This is a genomic window from Pedobacter soli, from assembly GCF_900101435.1.
GTDB lineage: Bacteria > Bacteroidota > Bacteroidia > Sphingobacteriales > Sphingobacteriaceae > Pedobacter > Pedobacter soli.
Genome location: NZ_FMZH01000002.1, coordinates 310,883 through 328,857 on the forward strand (window position 1 = coordinate 310,883; position 17,975 = coordinate 328,857).

The window sequence follows — 17,975 nt, forward strand, 5'->3', positions numbered from 1 at the left end:
AACCATGGAATTAAAAGACGAAATCGGGCAATTTGCCGTAAGAATTAAGAAAATGCTTCCACAAGTTCAATCTGAAGATTTAACGCGGAATGCCTTAGTAATGCCTTTTATTCAAATCTTAGGATTTGATCCTTCTGAGGTTCAATCTGAAGCCGTTTTAGATTTTGGTGTTAAGAAAAGCAAAAAGGTTGATTATACCATTATGAAAGATGGCGAACCAACTATTTTAGTGGAGTGTAAACACCATAACGATAATTTAGATATTCACGATTCACGCTTATCTAAATATTTCCGTAAAACTAAAGCTAAATACGGTTTATTAACCAACGGCTTAGTATACCGCTTTTATACAGAGAAAATGGTTAGATCTAAGAAAAACCAGGAGCCTGCTTTTGAATTTAAAATTACAGATACAAAAGCTGCTACCATTGCAAAAATGATCGAAGATCATAAAGATTACTTTAACGTAAATCAGAAATAAGCCGCTTTAAAGTAGCCAATACAATATTAATTTTAATCTAAGAGTTCCCGAAAATTCTTACCTAAAGTCCTGATGTAAATCAGGATTTTTTTTTGCCCTGATTTGCTGATTAATCCACAAAAAAGGGGAGCAACCCAATTGGTGCTCCCCTTTATATAAATCAGCTTTAAGGCTGCTTAAATTAACGCTACGCTTCTGCTCACAAAAGCGGTTAATTCTGCTCCTGTTAACATACCTTGTGCCAATAGCGCTAAATCTACCGCTTGTTTAGCTAAGGTACTTTGCTCTGCCTCATCCGATTTAAGGATTTTGCTAATCAGCTTGTGGTTACCGTTAATGGCTACCTTGTAGTTGTCAGGCATTTGGCCGTAAAAGCCCATTCCGCCTCCCATGGCAGCCATATCTTTCATACGGCGCATAAATTCATCCATGGTAATGGTAACAGGTAGTTCTTCAGGATGTAAAGCCACAATTTCTACGTGCATGCCTGGTTTGGTAATGGCCTTTTCAAAAATGCCAGTTACTTCCTTAACCTGATCTTCGGTTAAAACATGTTCGTTCTGCTCATCTTTCTCAATTAATTTATCAGCAACACTTGAATCAACGCGTTTAATCGAAGTTTTTTCCAGTTTTTGCTCTAATTGATTGATGAAATGGTTGTCGATCGGCGAATCGAGTACCAGAACATCGTATTCCTTTTTGTTAGCCGATTGGATAAAGGCATCCTGTTTAGCTGCATCGTTGGTGTATAAATAAACCACGCTGCCATTTTTGTCGGTTTGTAAAGGCGATACCTTCTCCTTGTATTCGGGTAAAGTATAAAGTTCATTTTTGGTGTTGCCAACCAAAGCGAAATCTTTAGCCTTGTCGTAAAATTTCTCTTCGCTAATCATACCATACTTAACAAAAAGACCAATGTCTTTCCATTTTTCTTCGTATGCTTTACGGTCTTTAGCAAACAGTTCGGCCAGTTTATCAGCTACCTTTTTGGTAATGTAGTTGTTAATCTTTTTAACGTTGCTATCAGCTTGTAAGAAACTACGCGATACGTTTAACGGAATATCAGGCGAATCGATTACACCGTGCAACAACATCAGGAATTCAGGCACAATATCTTTTACCTCATCGGTAATAAATACCTGGCGTGAGTATAATTTGATTTTGTTGCGTTGCATTTCGAAGTCGTTTTTCAACTTAGGGAAATACAATACGCCGGTTAAGTTAAACGGATAATCAACATTTAAGTGGATCCAGAACAAAGGTTCCTCTGAAAACGGATACAATTCGCGGTAAAAACTCAGGTAATCTTCGTCTGACAAATCTGCAGGAGCTTTTGTCCAGATTGGGTTCGTGGTGTTGATGATGTTATCAACAGTTACGTCGTTGTATTTTGCTTTACCTTCTTCATCAACACCATCACCAACAGATTGTGTTTTGGTGCCGAATTTAATTGGAACAGGTAAAAATTTAGCGTATTTATCCAGGATTTCCTGAAGTTTCGATTCTTCTAAAAACTCTTCCGAATCTTTATTTACGTGAAGAATAATATCGGTACCACGGGTGGTTTTGGTGCCTTCGGTGATCTCGAATTCGGTACTGCCATCGCAAACCCAACGAGCAGGTTCTGCACCATCCTGATAAGATAGGGTCTGTATTTCTACCAAATCAGCTACCATAAAGGCCGAATAGAAACCTAAACCGAATTTACCAATGATTTCGTTAGCATCTTTGGCATCTTTAAATTTCTCTACAAACTCACTTGCCCCCGAAAATGCAACCTGGTTAATGTATTTTTTAATTTCTTCGGCAGTCATACCTAAACCATTATCGCTAATGGTAATGGTTTTTGCTGCTTTATCAACTGCAACCTGTACCAATGGCTCACCAACTTCGCCGTTAAACTGGCCCAGTGAACCTAGTCTTTTAATCTTTTGAACTGCATCTACTGCGTTAGAAACTAACTCACGAAGAAAAATTTCGTTATCAGAGTATAAAAACTTCTTAATTATAGGGAAAATATTCTCGGTATGGATGGAGATATTTCCTTTTTCCTGTATGCTCATATGTAAGTAAATTGTTTAATCTATATCCTGCATAACAAGGGTTGTTCCAAAGGGTTTTGTTTGCCAAAATGACAGATTGGTTAAGGAAGGGGCGAAAAGAGAAAAGCCAAAAAACGGTATGTCTTTTGGCTTTAAAATCGTGTATGATGTTTCTAATTTAAAAGAAAACTTGGCTGGTCTTCTTCCAGGGAAAGAATTTTTGAAATTTTCTTCAGGAGTACATCCATCTGAAAAGGTTTGGATAAGAAATCATCCTGACCATAGTTCAGGGTTGTAAAATCTTTCGGATCATATAAGCCCGAAATCAGTAAAATCGGAATTTTTGAAGTGCTTTCTATAGATTTTAACTGTTCGCACAAAATACGTCCATCGATGTGGCCCAGCGAAATATCAAGTAAAATTAAATCCGGGTTAAATTGTGCTATACGGTTAAAAATTTCTTCTCCATCGTTTAGTGCTGAAACTTTAAAGCCGCCAATTTCCAGTATCAATTGTATGGTTTCTAAAACCTCAATATCATCATCTACTACCAGTATTCTCTTCATATGTGTTAGCAATTATATGCTTTTAAACGTATAACAAAAGTTTGTGTCGTTATGTTTACAATCTTAAACATATTTTAACAATTTATGATAGCATTAAGTAGATTTAGATTTAGCTGGCCTGTTGTACAATGCCTTCTTTATGTAAGATGAAGTTAAATAATTCATCTATAGGTTTTTGCAGAATCTTGCCGGGTTCGATGCCGTTTTCAAGCAATACCGAAATAAGTGCATCCTGATAATAATAAGCAATAGAACCTACAAAATGACAAGGCACATTTTTATGTTTCGGGTAATCTTTAACGTTGGTGTCTACAAATTCCTGAAATCCTTTTCTTAATATTTCCTGAATAAAAGGGTGGTCTTTATGGCTGGCCATAAAACGGCTAAAACCTGCCAAATAAATATTTGGAAATGGTTTTTGGTATACATTGGTAATGATCTGCTCTTTTTCTGCCGGAAAGGCTTTTTTAAATTCGGCAGCTAAGTTTGAAGGCATTTTATTGTACAGGTAGCTTAACAGTACTTTTTTTCCGAAGAAAGTACCAGAACCCTCATCGCCCAAAACATAACCCAGGCCATGGTGACCATCATGTATTTTCTTCCCGTCGAAATAACAAATATTAGAACCCGTACCTAAAATGCAGTTTAAACCTTCAGCATTTCCACATGTAGCGTATACCGAACCTAAAAGATCGTGATCTACTGAAATAAAGGCTTTGGTGAAAACAGTTGATAACCCGTTCGAAACCACTTCATGCTTATCAGGAGAAGAGCAACCCGCGCCAAAAAAGTAAATTTCTTTAACCTCATCTGCATATTGGATTAGGGATTCATTTTTAGCAATTAACTTGGAAATTTCCTGCTCATTTAAAAAATAAGGGTTTATTCCCGGCGTACTAAACTTAAGCGTTTCGCCATTGTGATAGCCCATCCAATCGGTTTTTGAAGAGCCACTATCTGCAACAAGTATCATGGATTAAATATAAAGATAAATTACAGAATTTTAAACTTGCAATAATTTCGTTACCTCATTTTAACGCTTATTGGCAGTATTTTAACTGAGACGTATTTTGTTAAAGGTTTTTAATCAATTGTTTAGGTATTTTAAACATTAATCAGAAATAATTGCCGTTTTTAATTTAAAAAGAGCCCGTGTAGAAACAAACCGATAGTTTAAGTTTCAACATCCACCTGCTCAGACTACTTTATACGAGCTTAAAGGGCTAATTAATCAAATCAATACTTCCGCTAATTGTTTTTAAAGTGGTTTCGGCTATTTTGGCCTGGTACTGCATCTCGATGAAACGGTTTTGAGCATCAATGGCATTACGCTGTGCTTCCCGTAGTTCTAATGGGGCAATGCTGCCTAAGCGGTATTTGGCTAAGGTAATATCCAGATTTTCTTTGGCAATATCTACATTACGCTGTTCCAGCTTAATCAGATCCAGGTAGGTGCTGTAATTTTCGTATGCACTAAGCAGTTGTGAATTTACATCCAGTTTGGTTTTGTTTAAGGTAATGGCCGAATTATCGATCTCTATTTTGGCATTGCGTTCCTGCTGGCGTTGTAAAAAGCCATTAAACAGATTAATGCTGGCTGTTACACCATAGGTAAACCCGTTTGCCGCAAACTTTTGGTTAAAACCCGTTGGGCTGGTACTGTTTGCCCTGCTGTAGCCTGAATTTAAGCTTACAGATGGATAGCGCGCTCCGCGGATTGATTTTAGGTTTAAAGCGGCAATGCGCTGGTTAATAAACGCATTTTGCACATTCGGATTTTGCTGTTGGGCCATTTCGGCCATTTTACTAAATGAAATGGCTTTATCTACATCAATTTTATTATCCACCGAAAACGAAGTACCAGCATCCCTCACCATTAGCTGGTTTAAACGCACTTTGGCTACCTGTAGCGTATTTTTTGCCTGCAAATAGCTGGAAGTATCGGTATTATAGTCTACCTGTGCACTTAACACATCCAGTTTAGAACCGCGGCCGAGCTGTAGTTTTGTTTTGGCAATATTGGCGCGCAATACGGAAACATCCATAGCACTATCGGCTGCAATAACCAACTGCTGTTGTCTTACAATATCGTAATACGCATTAATTACATCGGCAACGGTAGTTAAAATGGTTAAGCGGGCATTTAACTCTCCTTGTTTTTGCAATTCTTTCAGTCGATCGTAATTGGCAAACATGGTAAAACCATCAAAAATGGTCCAGTTTAAATCGGCACCATAGCTGCTATTGGTACTTTTAGCACCGGTAATTACCCTGTCTGGTCCGGTTGCAGGTGTTTGGCGGGTATTCTGGATACTTCCGCCGTTGGTATAACTTCCGGTTAGGTTGGGTAGCATACCTGCATTACCAATATTGGCATTGTTTTTTGCAATATCAACCTGGTTTTTGCTGATTTTTATATCGTAATTATTCTGTAAAGCAATGGTAATGGCTTCTTGCAGGCTAAGCTTTTCTTGCGCAAAACCCGAAAGCGATAAGCTTATCAGCAGGATAAATATTCTTAATTTCTTGCTCATCTTATTCTTCTATATGTAAAGCTTCCTGTTCAAAACGATGGGCTTCTTTTAATTCTTTATTCGGCTTGTAAGGTTTGGCCCAGTAAGAGTAAATGGCCGGGATTACAAACAGGGTTAATACCAACGAGAACGTGGTGCCACCCACAATTACGGTTCCCATACTCATACGGCTTTTTGCCGCAGCACCCAATGCCAGTGCAATAGGTAAGGCACCAATGGCGATGGCTAAGCTCGTCATTAAAATGGGGCGTAAACGCGAAACAGCAGCTTCTCTGATGGCCTCGGGAATAGCTATGCCTTTTTCTTTGAGCTGATTGGCAAATTCTACAATTAAGATACCGTTTTTAGTTACCAAGCCAATAAGCATAATGGTACCAATCTGGCTAAAAATATTCCAGCTTTGACCACATAACCAGAGTGATAAAAAGGCGCCCGCAACTGCCATAGGTACGGTTAAAATGATAATAATCGGATCTTTAAAACTCTCAAACTGTGCCGAAAGGATTAAATAAACCAATAGAAGAGCCAGGCCAAAAGCGAAGACGGTATTAGATGAACTTTCTTTAAAATCGCGCGATTCGCCACTCAAATCAGTAGAGAAAGTCTCGTCTAATACTTTTTTCGAAATGGCATCCATGGCATCAATACCTTCGCCAATACTTTTGCCTGGAGCTAAACCTGCAGAAACGGTAGCCGCAATAAACCGGTTGTTGCGGTACAATTGCGGCGGACTGCTTTCTTCTTTAGCAGTTACCAGGTTATCGAGCTGAACCAGTTCGCCTTTATCGTTACGTACGTAAACCGAACTTAAATCCAGCGGATCTTTCCTGTCGCCACGGTCAAACTGGCCAATTACCTGATATTGTTTCCCGTTCATGAAAAAGTAAGAGAACCTTTGTCCGCTTAATCCTAAATTAAGGGTTTGCGCAATTGCTGAAATAGAAACGCCTAAATTTTTGGCTTTATCCCGGTCAATGGTCAGGTTAATTTCGGGTTTGTTAAATTTCAGATTCACATCCGAAACGGTAAATGTAGGGTCTTTGGCTACGGCATCCATAAACAATGGAATTTTTTCGCGCAGCTTTTCAAAATTTTGTGCCTGAATAATGTAACTGATGGGCAATCCACCACGGCGACCAACGGAAATGGTAGGTTGCTGGCTCACAATGGTTTTACCTTCGGTATATTTTTTAGTTACACGCGTAAGCATGTCTGCAATGTCCTTCTGCGAACGTTCCCTTGACTCCGGATCGGTTAACCCCATCCTCACAAAACCAGAGTTTACCGCACCCGAACCACCAAAACTTGGCGAGCTGATGGTAATGTTCACATTCTTTTCGGGAACGGAATCAATTACCAGTTGGTTCAGTTTCATGATGAACTTATCGGTATAGGCAAATGAGGCACCCTCTGGTGTAGATACATTGATATTAATCGCACTACGGTCATCATAAGGAGCAGTTTCTTTTGGCAATATCTTCCAGAAAAGGAAAATAAGGCCTATACAAACCAGGATAATTGGTACCGAAAGCCATCTTCTATCTAAAAATTTATTCAGGTTCGCTTCGTAGGCATCGTTTAATTTTACGAAGTAAGGTTCGGTCCAATTGTAGAAACGTGATGGTTTATGTCCACCTTTTTTCATCAGGTAGGCATTCAGCATTGGGGTTAGCGTAAGCGAAACAAAGGCCGATACCAATACGGCAGCACCAATTACCACACCAAATTCGCGGAATAAACGGCCCACAAAACCCTGCAAGAAAATTACGGGTAAAAACACCGCGGCAAGGGTGATCGAAATCGAAATTACAGCAAAAAAGATTTCGTTTGATCCTTTTATCGCGGCCTCAAATGGCGACATGCCTTCTTCTACCTTTTTAAATATATTTTCGGTAACTACGATACCATCATCCACCACCAAACCAGTTGCCAGTACAATAGCCAGTAAACTCAACACGTTGATTGAGAAGCCAAAGGCATACATGATAAAGAAAGTGAAAATGAGCGATACCGGAATATCGATCAACGGCCTGAAAGCAATAGCCCAATCCCTAAAAAACAGGTAAATAATTAAAATTACCAGTACCAGCGATAAGCCGATGGTTTCAGCTACTTCAGTAACAGAACGTTTAATAAAGAGCGTATTATCTAAGGCTACTTTTAACTTGATATCCTGCGGAATATCGGCCTGCAATTTATCGAAACGTTTATAAAACTCTTTACTGATATCGAGGTAGTTCGCTCCCGGTTGTGGAATAATGGCAACCGCAACCATCGGTCTGCCTGATTCGCGTAAAACGGTTTCCTCATTTTCAGGTCCCAAAACGGCATAACCTACATCTTTTAATTTAATCACCTGGTTGCTGTCTGATTTTAAGATCAGGTTATTAAACTGGCTTTCGTTGGTTAGTTTACCGAGGGTTTTAACCGTAAGTTCGGTAGTTGCGCCGGTAATTTTACCCGATGGCAGCTCTACGTTTTCGTTATCTAAAGCGGTAACTATATCCTGCGAGGTTAGTCCATAAGCGCTCAGTTTATTCGGATCCATCCAAATGCGCATGGCATATTTGCGCTGACCCTGAATTTGAACACTACTTACCCCCGGAATGGTTTGAATACGATCGGCAATTACGTTTTCAGCAAAATCGCTTAATTCGAGCGTGTTGCGTTTATCGCTCTGGATCGTCATCGATAAAATCGGGTCGGAGTTGGCATCAGCCTTACTTACAACCGGTAATCCGTCAATATCTTTAGGCAGGTTTCTGGCTGCCTGCGAAACTTTATCGCGGACATCGTTAGCTGCCTCTTCAATATTTTTATCGAGGTTAAATTCAATGGTGATGTTACTTGCGCCCTGGTTACTGGATGAAGAAATATTCCTGATCCCATCAATGGAATTGATCGATTTTTCAAGCGGTTCGGTAATCTGCGATTCAATAATATCCGAATTGGCCCCTGGATAAGAGGTTCTTACCGAAACCACCGTCGGATCGATAGAAGGGTACTCGCGCACACCCAGAAAGGTGTAGCCAATTATCCCAAATAGAACAATCAGCAAGTTCATTACAATGGCCAGAACCGGCCTTTTTATACTCGTGGTGGAGATACTCATAATTATTCTTTAACCAAATGAACTTTAACCGGTGCATCTTTCTTTAAAGCCATCGATCCGGTAGTTAAAACCGTATCGCCTGCTTTAAGTCCTGAGGTAATCACAATATTTTCATCGGTACGGGTGCCAGCTTCTACTTTAACTTCCTGTGCTTTACCATCCTTTTGGATATAAACAATCTTACCCTTTAAAACCGGAATAACGGCTTCGTTAGGGATCAGGATTGCATTTTGAAGCGTAGTTAATGCCAGTTTAATTTTAGCAAAAGATCCTGGTAACAGCGCATTATCTGCATTGGGGGCTAAAGCCCTGATTTGTAAAGTACGTGTAGTGGCATTGATGCCGGGTTCTATCGCATACACTTTTCCTTTGTTTTGTTTAGCAGAGCCATCAGTCGTAAAAATAATTTCAGAATTGATTTTAACCTGACCGGCATATTTCTCCGGAACTGAAAAAGTAATCTTAACCGGATTGGTGCTTACCAGATTGGCAATTACGGTGGCAGGGGTTAAATAGGTGCCGGCAGAGATACTACGCAAACCCACACGGCCTGTAAAAGGTGCCCGGATAGTAGTTTTGGCCAGCTGTGCCCTGATTAGTTGTGCCTGTGCCTGCAATGATTTTAAATCTGCAAGGGCAGTATCGTATTCTTCCTGACTGATAGCTCCCTTAGCCAGTAGTTGTTTTGCCCGGTTTTCGTTAGTTGCAGAAAGTTTTTGCTTGGTTAGTGCATCCTGCAATTGCGCCTGTATATCTCTGTCGTTTACTTTTACCAATATACTGCCTTTAGATACTGTGGTGCCTTCCTGGAAATAAATGCCGGTAACCAGGCCCGAAACTTCACTTTTGAGCACTACCGATTCATTGGCTTCGATAGCACCGGTTACTTCCAGATCATTATCAAACGATACTGGTTTAACCACAATACCATCAACCACAAGCGGTGCCTGTTTGCCATCTTTTCCACCTGATTTACCTTTCCCTGCACCAGCAGATGCACCACCTTTTCCCTCTAGTTTTTTGTTTGCGTTAATTCTGTAATATACCAGATAGGCCAGGCCCAGTGCTAAAACAGCATAAAATATATACCTTTTCTTCATGTTAAAATTTGTGTCGTGCGTGTTCAAAACATTAAAATAACATTAATGTTCCAACATTAGAGCGCAAAAATATCCAAATAGTTTAGTCCTAAATTTGTTGTATTAAGGATGTTACAGCTCTACAGTTTAGCGTTGGCAGTTTTCAGTTGAGAGTTAAGCTAATCGTGAACAAGGTGTAACGCATATTTTAAGGCTACAAATCAGTTTGAGGCAAGAATGGCGATTGAGTTTTATAGTTTAACTGGCCAAAAGATCATTAGCCATCAACCATGACCCAATAGGACAGAAACAACTATTTTACATCACATTTAGCTATTTCATACCGAAAACCCGTCAATAAATCTAAATTTGCAGCAAAGCAAGTGAATATGTTTAATAAAAAATCAATTTTAAGTTTAGTTTTACTACTAACGTGTATTATGGCAGCGAAGGCGCAGGTAAAAATAGGCTTTGAGGTTTCTTTTAAAGAGCCGCAAGCGCATTATGCTGAGGTGCAGATGAATATTTCTGGCCTGGCAAAAGATTATGTAGATGTAAAAATGCCGGTTTGGACCCCTGGTTCTTACCTGGTTCGCGAATTTGAAAAAAGCGTTGAAGAATTTAAAGCTACTGCAGCTGGCAAAGCCGTTAAGGTAGAAAAAGTAAGAAAAAATACCTGGCGGATCTTTTCGGCAAAAGCCAAAGATATTCAGGTTAACTACCGTGTTTATGCATTTGAAATTTCTGTTCGTACAGCATTTATCGATGAGTCGCATGCATTTTTATCGCCTACGGCAATTTTTATGCATCCGGATGGCATGATTAAATCGCCAAGTACAGTTAAAATTATTCCATTTAATACTTGGTCTAAAGTTTCTACCGGTTTAACCCCGGTTGCGGGCGAGCAGTTTACCTATAAAGCTACCGATTTCGATATCTTGTACGATAGCCCGATTGAAGTAGGTAACCAGGATACCTTTGAGTTTACTGCTGCAGGTGTGCGACATGAAGTAGCCATGTATGGCGGAGGTAACTACGACAAAGAAAAACTGAAAGTGGATATGGCTAAAATTGTAGAGAAAGAAACTGCAGTTTATGGCGAAAATCCAAATAAATACTACTTGTTTATTGTTCACAACTTTTTAAAAGGTGGCGGTGGTTTAGAGCATTTAAACTCTACCACTTTAGGTGCAAGCAGAAATGCTTACAACACAGCTGAGGGTTACAAAGGCTTTTTAGGTTTGGTTGCGCATGAGTATCACCACCTTTGGAATGTGAAGCGTTTGCGCCCGATTGCTTTAGGCCCATTCGATTACGATAACGAAAATTACACCACCAACCTTTGGGTTGCTGAAGGTTTTACTTCTTATTACGAAAACAAATATTTGCACCGTGCAGGTTTTACCGATGTAAACGAATTTTTAAAAGATTTGGCAGGTGGTGTAGGTACAGTTCTAAACACACCGGGTGCTAAGTACCAGTCGGCAGCTTCTTCCAGTTACGATGCCTGGATTATTGGCTACCGACCTAATGAAAACTCAAAAAACAATTCGATTTCTTACTACAATAAAGGTGAGGTGATCGGTATTTTGATGGATCTGGAAATTATTAATGCCACAAAAGGTGCTAAAAGCTTAGATGATGTGATGAAAGCGATGTACCTGCAATGCAAAACTTTAAAACGCGGTTATACCGATGCAGAATTTAAAGCTATGGTCGAAAAAATATCGGGCATTAGCTTTACCAATTTCTGGGCAAAATATGTTAATGGTGTTGATGATGTAGAATATGTGAAATATTTCGGTTATGCTGGTGTTGATGTTTCGACCGAAAATGCTACCCCAGGTAAACCGGTTACCGGTGCTTCCGGACAGTTAACCAACGATGGTTTGGCAATTACTGCTACAGTAAGAAATTCTGCAGCCTGGACCAGTGGATTAAATGTGAACGATATAGTATTGAGCTTGGATGATACCTCATTGAGCGATGCATTATCAACCGTGAGGTTAAAAAGCCCTATGATTTCTTTAGATGCAATTCCGTTGGTTGCCAAAAAGAACATTGGCGATGTGCTTAAACTTAAAGTTAAACGTGATGGACTGGAAAAAGAAATTTCTTTAACCCTGAAAGAAAATCCGAATGTTCGCTTAAAAGCAACTGTGAACGAAAATGCAACAGCAGCTCAAAAAGCAGTATTGAAAAAATGGACTGGAGTATAGTTAACCGTTTTCAGTTGGCAGTGCTCAGTTGTGCATAAAAAAATCCCGTAAGATTAATTTCTTACGGGATTTTTTTATGCATAGCGCCATGTGCGCTGCGCTTAGCTTAGAAAGTATATCTAAAACCTAAACCAAATCTGCCGGCATTAAAATCGCTGTCGTTAGATCCGATGTAAAGTCTTGGTCTCCAGTCTAAGGCAAGTGCCAAAGGAGCTCCTGAAAATTTATAGTCTAAACCAACCATTGGTACCAAATAGAAGTTAGAACCACCATCATACAATTGAATAGATGGACCACCACCAAGATACCAATCTAAACCTTTTGCTCCTGGAATTGAAGAGTTGTACTGTAAAAATCCCTGGATGATGGTAGAATTACCACCAAATAACACATCGCCTTGAATAGCAGCTTTTGAGCTGAAGTGGTGTCTGATCGATGGACCTACCAATGTTGCACCATCGCCAAAATCAATACCTAAACCTAATCCGGTTTTATAGTTTTGAGCTTTAACGTTTGTTGTACTCAGGGCAAATAATGCAATGCATCCTAAAATTGTAAATAACTTTTTCATAATTGATATGTTTTTGTAAAATAATTATCTGCCTAACAACTTTGATGCCGTTTCTGTTTTTAAGGTCAAAATCATGAACGATTAAAAAACAATGCTTGCATAGTAATTTTGTAATTGCTAAGTTTAGTTTTAAATTTTTGATCAGAATAAATACGGCTTTTGGCTAAGCTGGATGTATTATTTTAATTAAAGAGGAGCATAATGGTCAATCTTTATGATTGATTTTTTAACTTAACCAAATAATAACAATTCAATATGGCGGCAGAAATTAAACGGGTTTTTGATCTTTTGAAGTATAGCCTCGAAAATCCCAAGCAGGAATTCATCAGTGGGAAAATTAAAGGCAAATGGATAAATTATAGTACAGCCGATTTTTGTGAAGCAGTAGATAATTTAAGTCGCGGTTTAATTAAACAAGGCATTACCAAGGGCGGAAGAGTGGCTGTAATGTCGCACAACAGGCCCGAATGGAACATTGCCGATTTTGCCGCCAACCAAATTGGGGCTTACCAGATTCCGCTGTATCCTACACTGGCCGAACACGACATCCAGTTTATATTAAAAGATGCAGAGATCTCGATTGTTTTTGTAGCCGACGAAGAATTGTATAAAAAAATAAAGCCCTGTGCCGATGCCATCAACCCAGCCATTAAGATTTACAGTTTCAATGAAATTGCCGAAGCCGAAAACTGGAATGTGCTGATAACCGAAGGTAAAGCTGCTACTGAGATCAATCTGGATGATTATCGGGCAAAAGTAGAGCCCGAAGACGTTTTGACGCTGATTTATACTTCAGGTACAACAGGTACACCTAAAGGGGTAATGCTTACGCACAACAACCTGGTGGCTAACTTTGTTAATTCATCGGTAGTGATTCCCGAGGGGGTGAAAAAAGCATTAAGCTTTTTGCCTTTATCGCACATTTTCGAACGGATGATTATTTACCTGTACCTGTTCAATTCTACAGCAGTGTACTATGCCGAGAGCATGGAAACCATTGTAGCCGATATTCAGCAGGTGAAACCCAATGCATTTTCTACCGTTCCGAGGTTACTCGAAAAAGTGTACGATAAGATTATGGAGAAGGGGAAATCGTTAACTGGCATTAAAAGAGGCATTTTCTTCTGGTCGGTTGCTTTGGCCGAAAAATATTCGGTTAACGCAGGTGCCTGGTATAACTTTCAGCTGGGCATTGCCCGCAAACTTGTGTTTAAAAAATGGCAGGAAGCTTTAGGCGGAGAAATTGTGGTAATCGTATCAGGAGGGGCGGCACTGAACCCACGTTTAGCGCGGATATTTTGGGCAGCTGGTATGCCGGTTTTTGAAGGTTACGGTTTAACCGAAACATCACCGGTAATTACCGTAAACCATTTTGGCGGCACCATGTTTGGCACCGTTGGCGAAGTAATTAAAGGCGTTGAAGTTAAAATTGCCGAAGATGGCGAGGTATTAACCCGGGGACACCAGGTAATGAAAGGTTATTATAACCGCCCTGATTTAACCAGTGAAGCGATAGACCAGGATGGCTGGTTCCATACAGGTGATATTGGTGAATTGGTAGATGGCCGTTTTTTAAAGATCACCGATCGCAAGAAAGAAATGTTTAAAACTGCAGGTGGCAAATATGTAGCCCCTCAGATACTTGAAAATAAATACAAGGAATCGATCTTTATCGAACAGATTCTGGTTTTGGGCGAAAACAGGAAATTCCCTTCTGCACTGATTGTACCTAACTTCGAAACTTTAAAAACCTGGGCAGGACGGAAAGGTATTAATTTTACAACAATAGATGAGTTGATTAAAAACGAACAGGTATTAGCTAAATACAACGAAGTGATTGAAGCGGCTAATGCAAATTTCGGTAAGTGGGAGCAGGTAAAAAGATTTGCGCTATTACCTAAAGAGTGGAGCATTGATGGTGGTGAACTTACGCCAAAATTAAGCCTGAAAAGAAAAGTAATTACCGAGAAAAATAACGAAGTAATTGAAAAGATATACAAAGATGCTGAGAACTATAAAGCCCCTCAATAATTTTAAAAAATCGGTAAGCTTCCTCAGCCTTGTTGCTTTATTGGCAGGTTGCGTAACCGGGCAATTAGGTAAAAACAATAGCGGAGAATATAAAAATGGCATGGTGGTTTCTGCCCATCCCGAAGCTTCGCAGGTGGGGATTGATATTTTAAAAAAAGGCGGCAATGCTGTTGATGCGGCTGTAGCCGTACAGTTTGCCCTTGCTGTTGTTTACCCCAACGCCGGTAACATTGGCGGCGGTGGTTTTATGGTATACCGCGGTGCAAATGGCGAAATAAATGCTTTGGATTTTAGGGAGAAGGCGGCGGCTGCGGCAAGCAGGGATATGTACCTGGATGCCGCCGGTAATCCGATAGTAGATAAGAGTTTGTATGGGCATTTAGCTGCCGGAGTACCCGGATCGGTTGATGGCATGGTAGAAGCCCATAAAAAATATGGAAAACTAACCTGGGCACAGGTAATACAGCCTGCAATAGATCTGGCCAAGAATGGTTTTAAAATTACGAGCCGGCAAGCCAGCGAGCTGAATAGTTTGCACAGAAAATTAATGGATTTTAATCCTAACGGAACAGCGCTTGTAAATTTAGAACACCCATGGCAGGAAAATGATGTATTGGTACAGCAGGAATTGGCCAATACCTTAAAGCTGATTCAGGAGAAAGGCAGGGCAGGTTTTTACGAAGGTGCCGTAGCTGATTCGGTTGTGGCCGAAATGCAACGTGGCAAAGGCTTAATTACCCTGGCGGATTTAAAAAACTACCACGCTACCTGGCGAAAACCAATTACCGGTAATTATAAAGGTTATAAGATTATTACCATGCCGCCAACCAGTAGCGGCGGTATTGCTTTAATTCAGTTGCTCCAATCTGTAGAGCCATATCCTTTAAAAAAATGGGGACACAATGCCGATTCTACTGTACAGGTAATTGTAGAGGCTGAGCGGCGGGTATATGCAGATCGCGCAACACATTTAGGCGATCCTGATTTTTATGCTGTACCGCAACAACAGTTATTAAATGCTGCCTATAATAAAAACCGAATGGCAAACTTTAACTGGGCTGCGGCAACCCCCAGCAGTAGTATAATAGCCGGAGAAATTAAAGGTATAGAGCACGAAGAAACCACCCATTTTTCTATCGTAGACCGCGATGGGAATGCCGTTTCTATTACCACTACACTAAATGGATCTTATGGCTCGTTGGTCGCAGTAAAGGGAGCCGGTTTTCTTTTGAATAACGAAATGGACGATTTTTCGGTTAAACCCGGTGCCCCCAATATGTATGGTTTAGTTGGTGGCGAAGCCAATGCCATAGCGCCCAATAAAAGAATGTTAAGCTCCATGACGCCTACAATTGTGGAGAAAGACGGGAAACTGTTTATGGTGGTAGGTACACCTGGTGGCTCAACCATTATTACCTCCGTATTTCAGACCATCATTAATGTAATTGATTTCGATATGTCAATGCAAAAAGCCGTGGCTGCTAAAAAGTTTCACCACCAATGGTTGCCTGATGAGGTATATGTAGAAAAAGATGCAATTGATAGCCTGGCTACACAAAAATTAAAAGCTAAAGGCTATAATATTGTACAAAGGGGATCGATAGGAAGGGTAGATGCCATATTAAGAACTCAATGGGGCAACTACCAGGGCGGGGCAGACCCACGTGGAGATGATAAGGCTATTGGCTGGTAGCTACGCATCATATTTTTACTTCAGTGAAGGATAGTTTTATAGGTTAAATTTGCTATTTTAGTTCTATTTAGCAATTTAAAGTACTTGGTTTAGTAATCAAAAACGCTGAAGTATCAATCCTATGAAAAAATATGTACTTGCTTTATTGCTCCTGAGCATAAATTTAATGGTGTTTGCCCAGGAAGCCACGCTGAAAATTAAGTTTATAGCCGCAAAAGAGAAAAAGGTTATTGTTCAGTTACCGGTTAATAATACTACTTTTTATCCTGCAAGAAAAGAAATGTGGTTTGATAAGGATAGTACCTTAAACCTGAATTTCAAGATTAGTAAGATTGCCAATGTTTATTTAATCAACAGCGAAAAGCGGTTTAATTTTTTTATCGAGCCAGGCGAAACCTCAATAGTATTCGATTTCAATAAAACCGGGGTACAAACCATCCAATATCAGGGGAGCAACAAGGACGGTCAATTGCTGCTCAACCAGCGGAGCACAGCCTTTTACCAATCGCGTGCAGATAATTATTATAAGACCGATAGTACTGCTAGCGGTATGATGGCACTTTTGGCTGCTGATGAAAAAAAGGAGCTTATGCCGTATGAGCAGCTGTTAAAAGAAAATAAGATTACCAACACCTTCTATCAGTTTTTTAAGGAAAGGGTAGCAAGTGATTATGCAGCAATTGCAGCGCATGTGCCTGTGATGCTTTATTTTGCAACGCTGAAGCCTGGAAGTAAAGCTGTATTTAAACAAGAATTTAAAGACCTTTGGGCAAAAATCTATAAAGAATATCCGGTTAATGGTAGTCAGGGACTTAATGCGCCTGACTTTTATTATTATGTTCGATATTATTCTGATTATTACGCTGGTAAATACTTACATGAGAAAAATGGCGGGAATGTTATTGAAGCCCCTGCCTCAGAAGAGATCTATCTTGAACGCCGTTATGCTGGTTTCGAAAAGAATTTAACAGGTAATGTGAGGGAGTATATGCTGGCCAGTTTCCTCTCTGATGAATTGATGCAGCAAAAATATCAACCTATTTTGGTTGAACTCTTTAATAAATTTAAAACTAGCTATCCAAAAAGTGCTTATACGGCTTATCTGCAGCCAGTAGCGAATGAAGTGCTTGTGTTCCATAAAAATGCCCAAAAGGATTTTGTTACAAGTCAGAAATTTGTAGCTAACTACGATCAGGTTAATAGTTTGGATGAGCTGATGGGGCAATTTAAAGATAAAACAGTATTTGTTGATATCTGGGCCACCTGGTGTGGTCCATGCAAAGCAGAATTTGCGCATGGTGCAGATCTGGATAAGTTTCTTACCTCTAAAGGAGTAGAAATGCTTTATATTTCTATGGATAAGGAAAGTGCAGATCAGCAATGGAAAGACATGATCAAATATTACAAGCTATCCGGCAATCATATTCGAACCAATATGGCGCTGCAAACCGATTTGATTAATAAACTTTGGGAAGGCAAAGGTTATGGTATACCGAGGTACCTCATTTTGAAAAATGGCAAGCTCGCAGTAGCCGACGCACTAAGGCCTAGCGATAAAGAAAAACTTTATAAACAAATAGAGGGGTATTTAAATTAAGTTTTTCTTAAGCTTTTACCGTGCTGCAGCTGGTATGATTTAAACTTAAA

Annotated in this window: 12 protein-coding genes; 5 read left to right on the forward strand and 7 right to left on the reverse strand. The window is 39.8% G+C overall.

The window, feature by feature from the left end; genetic code table 11:
- Positions 1–4 precede the first annotated feature (4 nt).
- Positions 5–481 (forward strand): type I restriction enzyme HsdR N-terminal domain-containing protein, encoded by a 477-nt coding sequence (locus BLR37_RS05260; protein WP_052265911.1) that lies wholly within the window; start codon positions 5–7, stop codon positions 479–481.
- 176 nt (positions 482–657) lie between these two features.
- Here BLR37_RS05260 and htpG read toward each other — a convergent pair whose 3' ends face one another.
- The 6 genes from htpG to BLR37_RS05290 form a co-directional block, all read right to left on the reverse strand.
- A complete protein-coding gene (gene htpG / locus BLR37_RS05265) occupies positions 658–2,544 on the reverse strand; it encodes a molecular chaperone HtpG (RefSeq protein ID WP_208599603.1) in 1,887 nt (628 codons plus the stop codon).
- 152 nt (positions 2,545–2,696) lie between these two features.
- Positions 2,697–3,089, reverse strand: a complete 393-nt coding sequence (locus BLR37_RS05270) for a response regulator (RefSeq protein ID WP_039471507.1) — start codon at positions 3,087–3,089, stop codon at positions 2,697–2,699.
- A gap of 109 nt (positions 3,090–3,198) precedes the next feature.
- Positions 3,199–4,062, reverse strand: coding sequence for an N-acetylglucosamine kinase (locus tag BLR37_RS05275; RefSeq protein WP_039471509.1), 864 nt, complete (start codon positions 4,060–4,062; stop codon positions 3,199–3,201).
- 250 nt (positions 4,063–4,312) lie between these two features.
- Positions 4,313–5,623 (reverse strand): TolC family protein, encoded by a 1,311-nt coding sequence (locus tag BLR37_RS05280; RefSeq protein WP_090765542.1) that lies wholly within the window; start codon positions 5,621–5,623, stop codon positions 4,313–4,315.
- A 1-nt stretch (position 5,624) separates the two neighbouring features.
- On the reverse strand, positions 5,625–8,735 hold the full coding sequence (locus BLR37_RS05285; protein ID WP_039471512.1) for an efflux RND transporter permease subunit: 3,111 nt from the start codon (positions 8,733–8,735) through the stop codon (positions 5,625–5,627).
- A 2-nt stretch (positions 8,736–8,737) separates the two neighbouring features.
- Positions 8,738–9,835, reverse strand: coding sequence for an efflux RND transporter periplasmic adaptor subunit (locus tag BLR37_RS05290; protein WP_090765545.1), 1,098 nt, complete (start codon positions 9,833–9,835; stop codon positions 8,738–8,740).
- Between the two features lie 419 nt (positions 9,836–10,254).
- Between BLR37_RS05290 and BLR37_RS05295 the strand changes: the two genes are divergently transcribed.
- Entirely contained in the window at positions 10,255–12,033 is a 1,779-nt protein-coding gene (locus tag BLR37_RS05295) for a M61 family metallopeptidase (RefSeq protein ID WP_244154601.1), read from the forward strand.
- A 106-nt stretch (positions 12,034–12,139) separates the two neighbouring features.
- Here BLR37_RS05295 and BLR37_RS05300 read toward each other — a convergent pair whose 3' ends face one another.
- Complete coding sequence (locus BLR37_RS05300) at positions 12,140–12,604, reverse strand: hypothetical protein (RefSeq protein WP_039471518.1); 465 nt, start codon at positions 12,602–12,604, stop codon at positions 12,140–12,142.
- 255 nt (positions 12,605–12,859) lie between these two features.
- Here BLR37_RS05300 and BLR37_RS05305 point away from each other — a divergent pair, with 255 nt between their 5' ends.
- From BLR37_RS05305 to BLR37_RS05315, 3 genes are all read left to right on the forward strand, one after another.
- Positions 12,860–14,635, forward strand: coding sequence for an AMP-dependent synthetase/ligase (locus tag BLR37_RS05305; protein WP_090765550.1), 1,776 nt, complete (start codon positions 12,860–12,862; stop codon positions 14,633–14,635).
- Positions 14,607–16,328 (forward strand): gamma-glutamyltransferase, encoded by a 1,722-nt coding sequence (gene ggt, locus BLR37_RS05310; RefSeq protein WP_090765553.1) that lies wholly within the window; start codon positions 14,607–14,609, stop codon positions 16,326–16,328. Before BLR37_RS05305 ends, ggt begins: the two co-directional genes overlap by 29 nt.
- 121 nt (positions 16,329–16,449) lie before the next feature.
- The gene (locus BLR37_RS05315) at positions 16,450–17,925 is read left to right on the forward strand and encodes a TlpA family protein disulfide reductase (RefSeq protein WP_090765556.1); all 1,476 of its coding nucleotides are present in this window, start codon (positions 16,450–16,452) and stop codon (positions 17,923–17,925) included.
- Positions 17,926–17,975: the final 50 nt, after the last annotated feature.

Coding starts and splice junctions, on each gene's coding strand:
- BLR37_RS05260 (WP_052265911.1), top strand. CDS start 5: ATGGAATTAAAAGACGAAATCGGGCAATTTGCCGTAAGAATTAAGAAA.
- htpG (WP_208599603.1), bottom strand. CDS start 2,544: ATGAGCATACAGGAAAAAGGAAATATCTCCATCCATACCGAGAATATT.
- BLR37_RS05270 (WP_039471507.1), bottom strand. CDS start 3,089: ATGAAGAGAATACTGGTAGTAGATGATGATATTGAGGTTTTAGAAACC.
- BLR37_RS05275 (WP_039471509.1), bottom strand. CDS start 4,062: ATGATACTTGTTGCAGATAGTGGCTCTTCAAAAACCGATTGGATGGGC.
- BLR37_RS05280 (WP_090765542.1), bottom strand. CDS start 5,623: ATGAGCAAGAAATTAAGAATATTTATCCTGCTGATAAGCTTATCGCTT.
- BLR37_RS05285 (WP_039471512.1), bottom strand. CDS start 8,735: ATGAGTATCTCCACCACGAGTATAAAAAGGCCGGTTCTGGCCATTGTA.
- BLR37_RS05290 (WP_090765545.1), bottom strand. CDS start 9,835: ATGAAGAAAAGGTATATATTTTATGCTGTTTTAGCACTGGGCCTGGCC.
- BLR37_RS05295 (WP_244154601.1), top strand. CDS start 10,255: ATGGCAGCGAAGGCGCAGGTAAAAATAGGCTTTGAGGTTTCTTTTAAA.
- BLR37_RS05300 (WP_039471518.1), bottom strand. CDS start 12,604: ATGAAAAAGTTATTTACAATTTTAGGATGCATTGCATTATTTGCCCTG.
- BLR37_RS05305 (WP_090765550.1), top strand. CDS start 12,860: ATGGCGGCAGAAATTAAACGGGTTTTTGATCTTTTGAAGTATAGCCTC.
- ggt (WP_090765553.1), top strand. CDS start 14,607: ATGCTGAGAACTATAAAGCCCCTCAATAATTTTAAAAAATCGGTAAGC.
- BLR37_RS05315 (WP_090765556.1), top strand. CDS start 16,450: ATGAAAAAATATGTACTTGCTTTATTGCTCCTGAGCATAAATTTAATG.